Consider the following 14,920-nt stretch of genomic DNA (forward strand, 5'->3'; position numbering starts at 1 on the left):
TGGCGGTCCGGCGGGCGATGGGGCCGGCATAACCCGTGTGCGCCTGCGAGACAACGCTTTAGCCGCGATTCTCAGCCTTGCATGGCCTCGAGTGCCGCTCGCAGCGGCGGCGGGATCGGAACCGGCCTCTGGCCGGCGCGCTCGACATAGACATGGGTGAAGCGGCCTTGCGCCGCTGCTTCATTGCTTCCGTGCCTGAAAATGCCGAGGCGATAGGTCACCGAGCTGGTGCCCAGCCGCTCGACGGCGATGCCGACCTCAACCGCCTCCGGAAAGGCGACGCTCTCGAAATAGGTGCAGGTGGTCTCGACCACGAGCCCGATCGTGTCGCTGCCGCCGATGTCGAGGAAGCCGTTTTCGACCAGCCAGCCGTTCACCGCCGTGTCGAACCAGCTGTAATAGACGACGTTGTTCACGTGGCCGTAGACGTCATTGTCGTGCCAGCGCGTCTGGATTGGCCGGAAGATACGGAAGTCGGCGCGGCCCCGGCGGGGTGGCCTCTCACTCACCCTGCGCCTCCCGGCTTGTCGCCGGTCCCAATCTCCGGGACGCCGAGCGCATCCGCCAATCGTGTCTTGGCCGAGCCCGGCTTCAGCGGCTTCTGCTGGCTTTCATGCGGCGCCCAGCCCGAGAGCCAGACGCATTCGAAGGTTGCGCGCAGCCGGCCGTCGGCATCGGAATAACGCTCGGCATAAAGCGCTGCCGCTCTCAGCAGCGTGTCGCGCCGCAGCGTCGTCCTGCGGCGAGACAGCAGCGCATTCGCCCAGCCCATCGCCTTCAGATCACGCATCAGCCCGAAAATGTCGCCATACCGCACCGTCACGACCTCGCTGTCGATGACGGGCAGCGCAAACCCGGCCCTCTGCAAAAGGCTGCCGAGATCGCGCAAATCCCCGAAAGGCGCCACGCGCGGGCTTGCCCCGCCGGTCGTCTCGGCCTCGGCCTCGAGCAAGACCTGCCGCAGTTCTTGAAGCGTCCGCCCGCCGAGCAGGCAGGCGATGAACAGCCCATCCGGCCGAAGGCTGCGCCTGATCTGGACCATTGCGCCCGGCAGATCGTTCACGCCTTGCAGGGCCAGCAGCGACACCGCAAGATCGAGCGAGGCGGCGGCGAAGGGCAGAGCCTCGAGATCGCCGACGAGATCGGTCGGCGCGCCCGCCACCTCTGCCAACCGCCACAGGCGCCCGACCTTCCCTTGCAGGAGCGGCGCCACAACCGGCAGCGGCGTACCCAGATCGGCCCCGACCGCGAACTGCCGCAGCACGGCGCCGAGACGGTCATCCAGATCGCCCGCCACGCGCTGAAGCAGAAAATCCGGATAATCACCAGCCAGCGCCCGCGCCAGCCGCGAACGACCGAGGTTCCGATCGAAGACGAGGCTCTGATCGCTCAAACACTCATCTCCCCTGCGCGGCTCCCGTCAGGAGCCAGGCGCCGTCGGCCCAGACATCAACGTTCGAGCAGCCGCTCGATTTCGGCGCGCAGCTGCGGGCCGAGATCGCTGCGGTCGAGCGCATAAGCGAAGTTGGCGGTCAGAAAGCCGATCTTGGAACCGGTGTCGTAGATCTCGCCGTCGAAGCGCACCGCATGGAAAGGCTCCAGCCGCGACAGCGCGATCATCGAGTCGGTGAGCTGGATCTCGCCGCCGGCACCGGGCTCCTGATGCGCCAGCAGGTTGAAGATCGTCGGCTGCAGGATATAGCGGCCGCTGACATGCAGGTTGGACGGCGCGGTGCCCTTCGGCGGCTTCTCGACCATGCCGGTGATCTTCGTGACCTTGGCTTTGGCGTCCTCGACCGCGACGATACCGTACTGATGCGTCTGGTCGTCCGGCACCGGCGCCACCGCGATGTGGTTGCCGCCATGCTTGTCATAGGCGTCGATCATCTCGGCGAGACAGCCCTTGCCCATCGTGTAATGCAGCATGTCGGGCAGCAACAGCGCGAAGGGCTCGTCTCCGACAAGCTCGCGCGCGCACCAGACGGCATGGCCGAGACCCAGCGGCGCCTGCTGGCGGGTGAAGCTGGCGGCGCCGGCCGCCGGCAGATCAGCCTTCAGCGCCTCGAGCTCCTTGAGCTTGTTGCGCTTGGCCAGCGTGTCGTCGAGCTCGTAGGCCATGTCGAAATGGTCCTCGATCACCGCCTTGTTACGGCCGGTGACGAAGATGAAATGCTCGATCCCGGCCGCGCGGGCCTCGTCCACCACATGCTGGACCACCGGCCGATCGACGATGGTCAGCATTTCCTTCGGAATCGCCTTCGTAGCGGGCAGGAAGCGGGTCCCGAGACCGGCGACGGGCAGGACGGCCTTGCGGATGCGTTTCGTCATGAAAAGTCCATTTGTCCCGTGGCTGAGGGCCGATGATGGGCAGGGGGTCAAATCTGTCGCTCATTCGCTGTGGATGCGAACCGCGACGCTCTATAGGAGAAGGGGCTTGAGAACCCGTCAACGCTTTTTCGTGAGAGCGGTTCCTGGCGGGTGCAAGGGGAGATGACGCGCATGACCGTGCTGGTTTCGGGCGGAGCGGGCTATATCGGCAGCCATATGGTGCTGGAACTGCTCGACCGCGGCGAAAAGGTCGTCGTGCTCGACAATCTCTCGACGGGATTCTGGTGGGCGGTTCCGCCAGAGGCGACCTTCGTTCAGGGCGACATTGGGGACCAGGCGCTGGTCGAGTCCGTGATCGCCGAGCACGGCGTGAGCGAGATCGCACATTTCGCGGCGCGGATCGTGGTTCCTGAATCGGTCAGCGACCCACTCGGCTATTATTACAACAACACCGTGAAGACGCGCGCACTGCTGGAAAGCGCCGTCCGCTGTGGCGTCAAGCATGTGATCTTTTCCTCGACGGCGGCGGTCTATGGCGAGCCCGCCATCTCGCCGGTGCCGGAGGAGATCGCGCTCAACCCGATCAACCCCTATGGCCGCTCCAAGCTGATGAGCGAGTGGATGTTGCAGGACGCCGCCAAGGCGCACGGCTTCTCCTACCTCATCCTGCGCTATTTCAACGTGGCCGGCGCCGATCCGCGCGGGCGCTCGGGCCAGTCATCGCCCAACGCGACCCACCTGATCAAGGTGGCGAGCCAGGCGGCACTCGGCCAGCGCGACGGCCTCACCGTTTTCGGCAGCGATTACGCGACGCCGGACGGCACCTGCGTGCGCGACTATATTCACGTCACCGACCTCGCCCGCGCCCACCTCGCCGCGCTCGACCATCTGCGCGCCGGCGGCGACAGCCTGACACTGAATTGCGGCTATGGCCGCGGCTATTCGGTGAAGGACGTCGTCGAGGTCGTGAAGAAGGTCTCCGGCGTCGATTTTCCGGTGACGATGACTGAGCGTCGCGCGGGCGATCCGGGCTCGCTCATCGCGCGCGCCGACCGCATCCGCGCGGAGCTGGGCTGGACGCCCGAGCATGACGACCTCGAGGAGATCGTCGGCCAGGCACTCGCCTGGGAAGAAAAGCTCAGGCTGAAGAACAGCTCCGCCTGAGCTCCCGTCTCATGCTGCGGCAGAGGCCGGCGCGGGATCGCCGACCGTGACCACCGTCAGTTGCTTGACCTCGCCTGAGCGTGTCGTCCAGTCGATCGAGCGCCCCGCCGCCATGCCGATCAGCGCGACGCCGATCGGTGTCATGACCGAAACGCGCTGCTTCTCGATATCGGCATCCTCCGGCCATACGAGCGTGAGGCTCGTCTCGCGACCAGTGCTTTCATCGCGGTAGAGGATGGCGCTGCCGATATGCGCGTGATCCGACGACACGCGGCCCTTCGGCAGAACTCGCGCACGGTCGAGCTCGCGCGCGAGCTCCTCGGCCAGTTCCGGCATGGTGTCGATGGCGCCATCGGCAAGGCGGGTGAGGATGGCATGGTCGCTTGCGGTCACGACGATGGCCGGCCGTGCCGGCGCCTTGGTCTTGCGGGTCATGAGGAAGGCCTTTGAAAAATGCGCAGCGGCACGCCGGTCGGCGCGCCGCGAGGTTGGACGAGATTGGAAAGCCGCCCCCGGACCGGGGCGCGACGCGCGACAGGCCCGGGGCTAGACGCCCGCGATGATGATCCCCGACCGGTGACGGCCGTGCTGGAAGGTCGACGCTTGGTGCATGAGAGGAGACTCGGCCAATCCCGGCGCCTTGTCAAATGGTCGCGGAAAGCCCGAAAGCCACCTCGTTTAACCGCTGATTAATCTTGTTCAGGCGCTTTGGAGATGTTTCCATCCTTCAAAGCCGGGAGCCCCCATGCGCCTGACCGTCATTGCCGCCTCGGCGCTGCTCAGCCTGACGCCGGTCGTCGCGCAGGTCACGGGCTCGATTTCGGTGTCGCGCAACCCGGACGGGGTTCCGGCCGCGACGCCCGCCAGTGTCGGCTTCGAGATTTTCGTGCAGCGGCTCTGGCCGCTGGCTCAGGCGCGCGGCATCTCGCGGCGGACCTTCGATCTCGCCTTCCAGAACGTCACGCCCGACGCCTCGATCGTCGCGCTGACGAAGAAACAGTCGGAATTCAGCGCCCCGATCTGGGGTTATCTGAACAGCGCCGTCGGCGGCGGCCGCATCGGGCGCGGCCAGGCGGTCGCGGCCGAGAATGCAGGCGTGCTGGCCCAGGTCGAGGCGCGTTACGGCGTGCCGAAGGAGGTCGTCCTCGGCGTCTGGGGGATGGAGACCAATTTCGGCTCCTTCAAGGGCAACAAGGATGTCATCCGTTCGCTCGCGACACTGGCCTCGATCCGCTATCGCGGCGACTTTTTCCGCGACGAGTTGCTGGTGGCGCTGGAGCTGATCGAAAAGGGCTATGTCGGGCGCGATGAGTTGCGCGGCTCCTGGGCCGGCGCGATGGGCCATACCCAGTTCATGCCGTCGAGCTATCTGAAATACGCCGTCGACTTCACCGGCAACGGCCATGCCGATATCTGGACCTCCTCGGCCGACGCCATCGCCTCGACCGCGAACTATTTGAAGAGCTTCGGCTGGGTGCCGGGCCTGCCTTGGGGCATGGAGGTGACACTGCCCGAAAGCTTCGACTATCGCCTCGAAAAAGGCAGCTTCTCCTCCTTCCGCAGTGCTGGCGTGACCCGCGCCGATGGCCGCGCCCTGCCCTCCTCCGGCGAGGGCCGCCTGTTTTTTCCGGCCGGCCACACCGGCCCTGCCTTGCTGCTGACCGCCAATTTCGACGTCATCAAGAAGTACAATTCCTCGGACGCCTATGCACTCGCGGTCGGCCATCTCGGCGACCGCATCATGGGGCGGCCGGAAATCCAGGCCGATTGGCCGGTCAAGGCCGCGCGCCTCGATATGGGCGGCACGAAGGATGTGCAGCGCCGCCTGAAATCGCTCGGCCTCTACGACCACGACGCCGATGGCCGCATCGGCTCGGGCACGCGCGAGGCGGTGCGGCGCTACCAGATCAGCGTCGGCGAGATCGCCGATGGTTACCCGACGCCGGCCTTGCTCGCCCGCATGCGCGGGGGACGCTGACTTCGGACAGGCGCGGGCTTATGATGACGGTGTCGGTGGTTGCCGGATCGGGTGGCTGATGCTGCGCCTTCCCCTGCTCGTCATGATGCTTGCGGCCACCTGCCTGTCGATCGTGACGGGCGGGCCGGCCGCATTCGCCCAGCAACCCCAGCAGCGCAACCTCTTCCAGATGTTCTGGCAGATGCCGTCGCAGCCGGCGGCGCCACAGGTTCAGCCTCGCCCGCGCGCCGCGCCGGTCGCGAGGCGCCGGCCCGCGCCCGTGGTCGTGCGCGACGATCCGGTCGTGCCGAAAGTCGACGTCGCCTATCACATCATGGTGCTGGGCGACTCGCTTGCCAACCTGCTGGCGGACGGGCTCGACAACGCCCTGAATGACCGGCCCGATGTCGAGGTGACCGCGCGGACGAGGCCCGATTCCGGCCTGGTCCGCGCCGATTTCTATGATTGGCCGAAAGCGGTCACGGAGCTGCTCGCAGGCGAGCAGAAGATCAGCATCGCTGTCATGCTGATCGGCCTGAACGACCGTCAGCCCTTGCGGGACGGCGATCTGGTGCAGGAGCCGCTGAGCCCCCGCTGGCTCGAGCTTTATCGCGAGCGGGTGGACGCCATTGCCACGGCCTTTGCGGCCAAACGCATTCCGCTGATCTGGGTCGGCGTGCCGCCGGTGCAGAATGCGCGCCTTTCCGCCGATCTCGTCACCTTTAACGAGCTTTATCGCGAGCGCGCCGAGAAGGCGGGCGGACACTATGTCGATCTCTGGGGCGGCTTCGTCGATGCGGAGAACCGCTACACAGCGTCGGGCCCCGACGTCTCCGGCCAGGCGACGCGCCTGCGGCTGGGCGACGGCGTCCATTTCACCAAGGCCGGCGCGCGCAAGGCGGCGCATTTCGTCGATCTGGTCATCCGCCGGATGATCGAAGCCGCGCCGCAAGCCAGTGTCGTCGCCCTGCCCATTGCCCCTGTGATCGGCCCCCCGGCAGCGCCGGAACTGCAGCCCGGCGGCGTCGAGCGGCTGATCGACCAGATGGTGGCGGGCATCCCGACGCTCGGCCTCGCCGACGCCTTGCGCGCCCGGCCGCTGGCGGGCGCAATCCAGCCGCTCACCGGCCAGGTGCCCCTACCGGACCAGCCGCTGCTATCCTCGATCGCGGAAGCACGCGGCACCGGCGACGCGGCCCTCCTGCTGGAGCGCGTCTTCGGGCATGGCATCGCGCCGGAGGCCGTGCCGGGCCGGCTCGACGACGTGCGCTGGCGGCGTTGATCCAGCGGGATGCGGTCGGACACGCCCTTCAGCCGCGACGTTGCCGCCAGGCGATCAGGGTCTTGAACAGCGGCGCGCAGAAGCCGGCGGTGATGGCTCCCGTCGCAGCCCATCCCAGCGCGCTGTCGCCGATCAGCTCCTGACCGACATAGGCGCCGAGACAGCAGCCCGCCACGGCCAGAACGATCTGCAGGAGGAGTGTCTGCTTGTTCATTCCACGTGCCCCCGTCGATCACATCGGCAGGATCGTCGCGCCCATCAGCTCTTTGTCGATGGCATGGGCCGCCTGACGACCCTCGCGGATCGCCCAGACGACCAGCGACTGGCCACGGCGCATGTCGCCGGCGACATAGACCTTGTCGACGCTGGTGCGATACTCCCGGTCGTCGGCGACAACGTTGGCGCGCTTGTCCATCGCTACACCCGCTTGCGTCAGCATCCCCTCGACCAGCGAACCGGCAAAGCCGATCGCGAGGAAGCAGAGATCGGCCGGCAGCACGAATTCGGTGCCGGGAATGGGCTGGCGCCTGTCGTCGACGCGGGCACATTTCACCCCGGTGAGACGCCCGTTGCGGCCTTCGAGCCCGAGCGTCGCGGCCTGGAATTCGCGTTCGGCGCCCTCGGCCTGCGAGGAGGAGGTGCGGAACTTCGTCGGCCAATACGGCCAGACGGTGAGCTTGTCCTCGATCTGCGGCGCCATCGGGCGGATGTCGAGCTGCGTCACCGAGAGCGCGCCCTGCCGAAACGCTGTGCCGACGCAGTCGGACGCCGTATCGCCGCCGCCGACGACCACGACATGCTTGCCGCCGGCCAGGATCGGCGCCTCGTTCGAGACATCCTCGCCGCCGACGCGCTTGTTCTGCTGCGTCAGGAAGGGCATCGCGTAATGCACGCCCGCGAGATTGGTGTCCGGCAGGCCGGGATCGCGCGGCGCCTCGGCGCCTGCCGTCATCAACACCGCATCGTGCCCGGCGGCGATGTCGGCGAAGGCCACGGTGACACCGATGTTCTGCTTGTAATGGAAGGTGACGCCCTCGGCCTCCATCTGCTTCACGCGGCGGTCGATGTGCTTCTTTTCCATCTTGAAGTCGGGAATGCCGTACCGCAGCAGGCCGCCGGCCTTCGCCTCTCGCTCATAGACATTCACCTCGTGGCCGACGCGCGCGAGCTGCTGCGCCGCTGCCATCCCGGCCGGGCCGGAGCCGATGACGGCGATGCGCTTGCCCGTCCGCTTGGCCGGGATTTCCGGCGCGATCCAGCCTTCCTGCCAACCCTTGTCGGCGATCGCCTGCTCGATCGTCTTGATCGTCACCGGCATGTTCTCGAGGTTGAGCGTACAGGCTTCCTCGCAGGGCGCCGGGCAGATGCGGCCGGTGAACTCCGGGAAGTTGTTGGTGGAATGAAGGTTGCGCAGCGCCGCTTCCCAACCGCCGGAAAACACCAGCTCGTTCCAGTCGGGGATCTGATTGTGCACCGGGCAGCCGGTCGGCCCATGGCAGAACGGGATGCCGCAATCCATGCAGCGCGCCGCCTGCTTCTTGACGTCGCGCTCCTCCAGCGGGAGCGTGAACTCGCGGAAATGCCTGATGCGATCGCCGGCGAGCTGATATTTCTGCTCCTGCCGGTCGTATTCGAGGAAGCCCGTAACCTTGCCCATACGCCTGTATCTCTCGCCGTCGGCCGGGCTTGAGCCCGCGCATATCTGTCCTGATCGCGGAACCGGGGCCAGCGGGCCCCGGCGGATAGCGTGCCTTATTCGGCAGCCTGCAAGGTGCGGGCCTGCTCCATTTCGCGGAGCGCGCGGCGGTATTCGACCGGCATCACCTTGACGAATTTGGTGCGGTAGTCCGCCCAGTTGTCGAGGATCGTGCGCGCCTTCGCTGAGCCCGTATAGGTGAAGTGGTTCGTCAGCATCTGCATCAACCGCTCGTCGTCATGGCCGGACATGTTGGTCATGTCGATGCGGCCCTTATGCTCGAGATCGCCGCCATGATGGTGCAGCCGCTCCATCAGCTCCTCTTCCTCCTCGACCGGTTCGAGATCGACCATCGAGAGGTTGCAGCGCGATTTGAAGGTGCCGTCCTCGTCCAGCACATAGGCGATGCCGCCCGACATGCCGGCCGCGAAGTTGCGCCCGGTCTGGCCGATGACGACGACGACGCCGCCGGTCATGTATTCGCAGCCATGGTCGCCCGTGCCTTCGACCACCGCGATGGCGCCGGAATTGCGCACTGCGAAGCGTTCGCCCGCGACACCCCGGAAATAGGCCTCGCCCGAGATCGCCCCGTAGAGCACGGTGTTACCGACGATGATCGAGCGCTCGGGCTCGGCCCGCGAGGCCGGATCCGGCTTGACGATCAGCTTGCCGCCCGAGAGACCCTTGCCGACATAATCATTGGCTTGCCCGGTCAGCTCGACGGTGACGCCGGCCGCCAGGAAGCAGGCAAAGCTCTGGCCCGACGTACCCTTCAGCTTCACCGTGATGGTGTCGTCCGGCAGGCCGGCATGCCCATAGGCCTTGGCCACGACGCCCGACAGCATCGCGCCGGCCGAACGGTCGACATTCGAAATCGTCTCTTCGATCACGACCGGCGTGCCGGTCTCCACCGCGCCCTGTGCGGCCTGGATCAACCGGCGGTCGAGCACGCTGTCGATCGGGTGATGCTGCCGCTCGACATGACGGAACGCGACGCCGGGCAGCTCGACCTTGTGGAAGAGCTTCGAGAAGTCGAGCCCCTTCGCCTTCCAGTGGTCGATGGCCTCGCGCTTGTCGAGCAGGTCGGAGCGCCCGACCAGCTCCTCCATCTTGGTGAAGCCCATCTCCGCCATCATCCGGCGGACATCCTCGGCCACGAAGAAGAAGTAGTTCACCACATGCTCGGGCAGGCCCTTGAAGCGCTTGCGTAGCACCGGGTCCTGCGTCGCGACTCCGACCGGGCAGGTGTTGAGGTGGCACTTGCGCATCATGATGCAGCCGGCCGCAATCAGCGGCGCGGTCGAGAAGCCGAACTCGTCGGCGCCCAGCAAGGCGCCGATCACCACATCGCGCCCGGTGCGCAAGCCGCCATCGACCTGCAGCGCGATGCGCCCGCGTAGCCTGTTCAGGACCAGCGTCTGCTGGGTCTCGGCCAGGCCGATCTCCCAGGGCGAACCGGCATGCTTCAGCGAGGTCAGCGGGCTCGCGCCCGTGCCGCCCTCGAAGCCGGAGATGGTGATGTGGTCGGCGCGCGACTTGGCGACGCCGGCCGCGACCGTCCCGACCCCGATCTCGGAGACGAGCTTGACCGAGACATCGGCCGCCGGATTGACGTTCTTCAGGTCGAAGATCAGCTGCGCCAGATCCTCGATCGAGTAGATGTCGTGATGCGGCGGCGGCGAGATCAGGCCGACGCCGGGCGTCGAATGCCGGGTCTTGGCGATCTTGGCGTCGACCTTGTGGCCGGGCAGCTGGCCGCCCTCACCGGGCTTGGCGCCCTGCGCGACCTTGATCTGCATCATGTCGGCATTGACCAGATATTCTGTGGTCACGCCGAAGCGGCCCGACGCGATCTGCTTGATCGCGGAGCGCTTGGAGCGGCCATCCGCCATCGGCTTGAAGCGGATCGGCTCTTCGCCGCCCTCACCGGTGTTGGACTTGCCGCCGATCTGGTTCATCGCGATCGCGATCGTCTCATGCGCCTCGCGCGAGATCGAGCCGAAGGACATCGCGCCGGTGGCGAAGCGCTTCACGATCTCGGTCGCAGGCTCGACGCTGTCGAGCGGCACGGGCGCACGCCCGTCCTCGCCCGCCAACTTGACCTTGAACAGGCCGCGAATGGTGCTGAAGCGCTCCGCGTCGTCGTTCACCTGCCGGGCGAACTCCTCGTAGCGGTCCTGCGCGTTGAGGCGCACGGCATGCTGAAGCGAGGCGACGACATCGGGCTTCCAGACATGGTCCTCGCCCCGGATGCGGTACATGTACTCGCCGCCGATATCGAGGCTGTCGCGATAGATCGGCGCATCGCCGAAGGCGTCGCGATGACGGCGCAGGCTCTCCTCGGCGATCTCTTCCAGCCCGACGCCCTCGATCGCGGTGCCGGTACCGAAGAAGAACTTCTCGACGAAATCCGTCTTGAGGCCGACGGCGTCGAAGATCTGCGCGCCGCAATAGGATTGGTAGGTCGAGATGCCCATCTTGGACATCACCTTGAGCACACCTTTGCCGACCGACTTGATGTAGCGCTTCACGACCTCGCCGGCATCGACCTCCTCGGGGAAGGCGCCCTGCGCATGCTGGTCGAGCAGGGTATCGAAGGCGAGATAGGGGTTGATCGCCTCCGCGCCATAACCGGCGAGGCAGCAGAAATGATGGATCTCGCGCGGCTCGCCGGTTTCGACGACGAGGCCGGCCGAGGTGCGCAGGCCCTTGCGGATCAGGTGATGATGCACGGCGGCCGTCGCCAGCAGCGCCGGGATCGGGATGCGGTCCGCCCCCACCTGCCGGTCGGACAGGATGATGATGTTGTAGCCGCCATGGACGGCCGCCTCGGCCCGCTCGCACAGCCGCGCCAGCGCGCCTTCCATACCCGCAGCGCCATCGCGCGCCGGATAGGTGAAGTCGATCGTCTTGGTGTCGAACCGGTCCTCGTAATGGCCGATGCAGCGGATCTTCTCAAGATCGTCATTGGTCAGGATCGGGGTGCGCACTTCAAGACGCTTGCGCCGCGACGTGCCTTCGAGATCGAGGATGTTCGGACGCGGCCCGATGAAGGAGAGCAGGCTCATCACCAGCTCTTCGCGGATCGGGTCGATTGGCGGGTTCGTCACCTGCGCGAAGTTCTGCTTGAAATAAGTGTAGAGCAGCTTCGACTTCAGCGAGAGCGGCGAAATCGGCGTGTCGGTGCCCATCGAGCCGACAGCCTCCTGCCCCGTCACCGCCATCGGCGCCATTAACAGACGGACATCCTCGGTGGTGTAGCCGAAGGCCTGCTGGCGATCGAGCAGTGGCACGTCGGTGCGCGAAGCCCGCGCCTCGACCGGCGGCAGATCCTCCAGCACGATCTGGGTGCGCTTCAGCCAGTCCTTGTAGGGGTTGGCGAGGCACAACGACGTCTTGATCTCGTCGTCGCCGATGATGCGGCCCTGTTCGAGGTCGATCAGCAGCATCTTGCCCGGCTGGAGGCGCCACTTCTCGACAATCTTCTCCTCCGGGATCGGCAGCACGCCGAATTCCGAAGCGAGCACCACGAGCCCGTCATCGGTGACGAGATAGCGCGCCGGCCTCAAGCCGTTGCGGTCCAGCGTCGCGCCGATCTGGCGCCCATCGGTGAAGGCGATCGCGGCCGGCCCGTCCCAGGGCTCCATCAGCGCGGCGTGGTATTCGTAGAAGGCGCGCCGCTCCTCGTTCATCAGCGGGTTGCCGTTCCAGGCTTCGGGAACCAGCATCATCATCGCATGGGTCAGCGAATAGCCGCCCTGCACCAGGAATTCGAGCGCGTTGTCGAAGCAGGCGGTGTCCGACTGGCCCTCATAGGAGATCGGCCAGAGCTTCGAGATATCCGAGCCGAACAGCTCGGAATCGACGCTGGCCTGCCGGGCCGCCATCCAGTTGACGTTGCCGCGCAGCGTGTTGATCTCGCCATTATGCGCGACCATGCGGTAGGGATGGGCCAGCCGCCAGGACGGGAAGGTGTTCGTCGCGAAGCGCTGATGCACCAGAGCCAGCGCGCTTTCGAAACGCTCGTCCTGCAAATCCTTGAAGTAGGAGCCGAGCTGGTTCACCAGCACCATGCCCTTGTAGACGATGGTGCGGCAGGACAGCGAAACCGCATAATACTCCGCCGAGCTGCGGTCCTGCTGCCGGTAGATCTTGTTCGAGACCGCCTTGCGCAGGACGTAGACCTGCCGCTCGAACTCGTCCTCGTCGAAATCGGCCGGGCGGCCGATGAAGAGCTGGCGATGCACCGGCTCGGTCTCCAGCACCGCCTCGCCGAGGTCGGAATTGTCGACCGGCACATCGCGCCAGCCCAGGAAAGCCAGGCCCTCCTCCTCCACGGTCTGAGCGATGATCTCCTCGCACAGCGCCCGCACATTGGCGTCGCGCGGCATGAAGAATTGGCCGATCGCGTAGAAGCCGGCCTCGGGCAGCGCAATGCCAAGCGCCGCGCACTCCTCCTTGAAGAAGCGATACGGGATCTGGGTGAGGATACCGCAACCGTCGCCGAGCTTCGGATCGGCGCCGACCGCGCCGCGATGGTCAAGATTGCTCAGGATCTGGAGACCCTGCTTCACCAGCCCATGGCTCTTGCGGTTTTTCATGTCGGCGACGAAGCCGACACCGCAGGAGTCTTTCTCGTTGGCGGGATTGTAGAGGCCCTGATGGATCGGCAACAACGGATCGCGCACGGCGGGAAAACGCCCGCTGTCGTCGTTCGCGAAATGCTCGTTCGATTGGCCGGTCGCGCTCATCGTCAAACCCCGCTCGCCAAAAACCCACAGGCGATGCCTGCGGGATAATCCATCCGATCCATCCCGCGCGCCATCGCCGCCTCGGCCCTCACCGGTACCGATATCAGCGTGGCGGCGGAAGCGGGCCGGCCGTCTTGTCGTCGGAGTTGGCTTGCTCAGGTATCCCCGCGCCCGCGTCCTCCGCAGGCGCTTCGGGCTGGGTGGCCCGGTCGCGCCTGTCTTCAGGCCGTCGTTTTACGGACGGCGCGCATAGGAGCGGCTTTGGCGTTATTGGCCCTGCCTCCCGTCATGTTCGCCTCCGTTGCGACAGCCCGATCGAAAACCGCATGGGCTTTCTATCGGCGCGATGAAAATGGGACAGCAGCACTGTCCTATCGAGACGAATTTGCCAGAATTCCAATCTGCGCACAAGCACGGAGTTTGGCCCGAAACGAAATTTTGTTGCGATATGTGATCTTCGTCGGATATTTCTGGAATGAAAGCCTGACTCAGGCTGCTTGCTTCTTGTTTTGATCGCTTTCCTAGGACGAGCTCGGCGCCAGATGCAGGGCACGGCCTCGATTGCTCGTCTTGGCAGCCGCTCGTCTCCTGCCTACCGTCGCCTCATGAATTTCCTCAGCGACAACACCGCCGGCGCCAGCCCCCACGTTATGGCCGCCCTCGCCGCAGCCAATGACGGTCCCGCAGCGGGCTACGGCGCCGACGACTGGACGAAGCGGGTGGAGGAGCGTCTTTCCGCGATCTTCGACCGCGAGGTCGCGGCCTTCCTCGTCACAACCGGCACGGCCGCCAATGCGCTGGCGCTCGCCAGCGTCGTCAGGCCCTGGGGGGCGGTCATCACCCATGAAGAGAGCCATATCGTCGAGGACGAATGCGGCGCGCCCGAATTCTTCAGCGACGGCGCCAAGCTGGTCGATCTCCCCGGCCCCGGCGCGAAATTGACACCCGGGGCGGTGACGAAGGCGCTCGGCCATCTCGGCGAGGGCAGCTTCCATCATGTCCAGGCACAGGCGCTTTCCATCACTCAGGCGACCGAATGCGGCACGATCTACACTCCCGCCGAGGTGCGTGCCTTGCGCGAGGCGAGCGCTGCCCGCCGCCTGACCTTCCACATGGACGGCGCCCGCTTCGCCAATGCGCTTGTGAGCCTCGGCTGCACCCCGGCCGAAATCACATGGAAGGCCGGCATCGACGTGCTTTCGTTCGGCGGCACCAAAAATGGTGCCTGGGCGGCGGAAGCCGTGGTCTTCTTCGATCCCGCCAAGGCAGACGAGATGAAGTGGCGCCGCAAGCGCGCCGGCCAGACCCTGTCGAAAGGCCGCTTCCTCGGCGCCCAGTTCGAGGGTCTGCTGGCCGACGACCACTGGCTCCATCTCGCCCGGCACGCCAATGCGCAGGCGCGCCTGCTCGCAGACGCGGTCGAAGCCGGCGGCAAGGCCCGCCTGGCCTGGCCCAGCCAGGCCAATGAGGTCTTCATCATCCTCTCCGCAGAGCTGGATCGCGAGCTGACGGGCGCGGGAGTGCGCTATTACCCCTGGTCGTCCCGCTCGCTCGCACCAGACAATGCATTGCGGCCCGACGAAATCGTCGCCCGCTTCGTCATGTCCTTCGCGACCGATCCCGAAGAGGTGCAGCGCCTGATTGCGCTCGTTCGCTGACGAACCAGCGGTTTTCGCCCTGATTTCAGCCGTATGCCCGCCTCATTCCCTAAGACAATGCAAATCCGGCGACATCGCGTTAAC

11 protein-coding genes are annotated in these 14,920 nt (G+C 66.1%); 4 read left to right on the top strand and 7 right to left on the bottom strand.

Features of this window, described 5'->3' with window-relative positions; genetic code table 11:
- Positions 1-71: 71 nt before the first annotated feature.
- From AC1DR6_RS15645 to galU, 3 genes are read right to left on the bottom strand one after another with little or no spacing between them, the layout of a single operon-like run.
- On the bottom strand, positions 72-509 hold the full coding sequence (locus AC1DR6_RS15645; protein WP_476830168.1) for an acyl-CoA thioesterase: 438 nt from the start codon (positions 507-509) through the stop codon (positions 72-74).
- Positions 506-1,393: a methyltransferase domain-containing protein gene (locus tag AC1DR6_RS15650; RefSeq protein ID WP_476830169.1), complete on the bottom strand. Its 888-nt coding sequence runs from the start codon at positions 1,391-1,393 to the stop codon at positions 506-508. The genes AC1DR6_RS15645 and AC1DR6_RS15650 overlap by 4 nt, the downstream gene beginning before the upstream one ends.
- A 56-nt stretch (positions 1,394-1,449) precedes the next feature.
- Positions 1,450-2,328, bottom strand: a complete 879-nt coding sequence (gene galU / locus AC1DR6_RS15655; protein ID WP_476830170.1) for a UTP--glucose-1-phosphate uridylyltransferase GalU — start codon at positions 2,326-2,328, stop codon at positions 1,450-1,452.
- Between the two features lie 171 nt (positions 2,329-2,499).
- Here galU and galE point away from each other — a divergent pair, with 171 nt between their 5' ends.
- Positions 2,500-3,492 carry a UDP-glucose 4-epimerase GalE gene (galE, locus tag AC1DR6_RS15660; RefSeq protein ID WP_476830226.1) on the top strand — a complete coding sequence of 331 codons (993 nt, stop codon included), beginning with the start codon at positions 2,500-2,502 and terminating at the stop codon, positions 3,490-3,492.
- A gap of 9 nt (positions 3,493-3,501) precedes the next feature.
- Here the strand turns inward: galE and rnk are convergent, their stop codons facing one another.
- Positions 3,502-3,927 (bottom strand): nucleoside diphosphate kinase regulator, encoded by a 426-nt coding sequence (rnk, locus tag AC1DR6_RS15665; protein ID WP_476830171.1) that lies wholly within the window; start codon positions 3,925-3,927, stop codon positions 3,502-3,504.
- Positions 3,928-4,237: 310 nt separating this feature from the next.
- On the opposite strand from rnk, the gene AC1DR6_RS15670 reads away from it, so the two are divergent.
- Together AC1DR6_RS15670 and AC1DR6_RS15675 are read left to right on the top strand one after the other, a co-directional pair.
- Positions 4,238-5,470: a lytic murein transglycosylase gene (locus AC1DR6_RS15670; protein WP_476830172.1), complete on the top strand. Its 1,233-nt coding sequence runs from the start codon at positions 4,238-4,240 to the stop codon at positions 5,468-5,470.
- A 58-nt stretch (positions 5,471-5,528) separates the two neighbouring features.
- Entirely contained in the window at positions 5,529-6,731 is a 1,203-nt protein-coding gene (locus AC1DR6_RS15675; RefSeq protein WP_476830173.1) for an SGNH/GDSL hydrolase family protein, read from the top strand.
- Positions 6,732-6,759: 28 nt separating this feature from the next.
- Here AC1DR6_RS15675 and AC1DR6_RS15680 read toward each other — a convergent pair whose 3' ends face one another.
- The 3 genes from AC1DR6_RS15680 to gltB all read right to left on the bottom strand — a co-directional run bounded on the left by AC1DR6_RS15680 (position 6,760) and on the right by gltB (position 13,178).
- The gene (locus AC1DR6_RS15680; RefSeq protein WP_476830174.1) at positions 6,760-6,945 is read right to left on the bottom strand and encodes a hypothetical protein; all 186 of its coding nucleotides are present in this window, start codon (positions 6,943-6,945) and stop codon (positions 6,760-6,762) included.
- Between the two features lie 18 nt (positions 6,946-6,963).
- Positions 6,964-8,388 (bottom strand): glutamate synthase subunit beta, encoded by a 1,425-nt coding sequence (locus AC1DR6_RS15685; RefSeq protein ID WP_476830175.1) that lies wholly within the window; start codon positions 8,386-8,388, stop codon positions 6,964-6,966.
- Between the two features lie 95 nt (positions 8,389-8,483).
- Positions 8,484-13,178 carry a glutamate synthase large subunit gene (gene gltB / locus AC1DR6_RS15690; RefSeq protein WP_476830176.1) on the bottom strand — a complete coding sequence of 1,565 codons (4,695 nt, stop codon included), beginning with the start codon at positions 13,176-13,178 and terminating at the stop codon, positions 8,484-8,486.
- A gap of 605 nt (positions 13,179-13,783) precedes the next feature.
- Between gltB and AC1DR6_RS15695 the strand changes: the two genes are divergently transcribed.
- Positions 13,784-14,836 (top strand): threonine aldolase family protein, encoded by a 1,053-nt coding sequence (locus tag AC1DR6_RS15695; RefSeq protein ID WP_476830177.1) that lies wholly within the window; start codon positions 13,784-13,786, stop codon positions 14,834-14,836.
- The last annotated feature ends 84 nt before the right edge of the window (positions 14,837-14,920 follow it).

It is taken from the genome of Allobosea sp. P5_A5 (assembly GCF_056400625.1).

What these genes read in the sequence shown, in the direction of transcription:
- galU (WP_476830170.1), bottom strand. Translation starts at nt 2,328, where the DNA reads ATGACGAAACGCATCCGCAAGGCCGTCCTGCCCGTCGCCGGTCTCGGG.
- AC1DR6_RS15680 (WP_476830174.1), bottom strand. Translation starts at nt 6,945, where the DNA reads ATGAACAAGCAGACACTCCTCCTGCAGATCGTTCTGGCCGTGGCGGGC.
- galE (WP_476830226.1), top strand. Translation starts at nt 2,500, where the DNA reads ATGACCGTGCTGGTTTCGGGCGGAGCGGGCTATATCGGCAGCCATATG.
- AC1DR6_RS15675 (WP_476830173.1), top strand. Translation starts at nt 5,529, where the DNA reads ATGCTGCGCCTTCCCCTGCTCGTCATGATGCTTGCGGCCACCTGCCTG.
- rnk (WP_476830171.1), bottom strand. Translation starts at nt 3,927, where the DNA reads ATGACCCGCAAGACCAAGGCGCCGGCACGGCCGGCCATCGTCGTGACC.
- AC1DR6_RS15695 (WP_476830177.1), top strand. Translation starts at nt 13,784, where the DNA reads ATGAATTTCCTCAGCGACAACACCGCCGGCGCCAGCCCCCACGTTATG.
- AC1DR6_RS15685 (WP_476830175.1), bottom strand. Translation starts at nt 8,388, where the DNA reads ATGGGCAAGGTTACGGGCTTCCTCGAATACGACCGGCAGGAGCAGAAA.
- gltB (WP_476830176.1), bottom strand. Translation starts at nt 13,178, where the DNA reads ATGAGCGCGACCGGCCAATCGAACGAGCATTTCGCGAACGACGACAGC.
- AC1DR6_RS15670 (WP_476830172.1), top strand. Translation starts at nt 4,238, where the DNA reads ATGCGCCTGACCGTCATTGCCGCCTCGGCGCTGCTCAGCCTGACGCCG.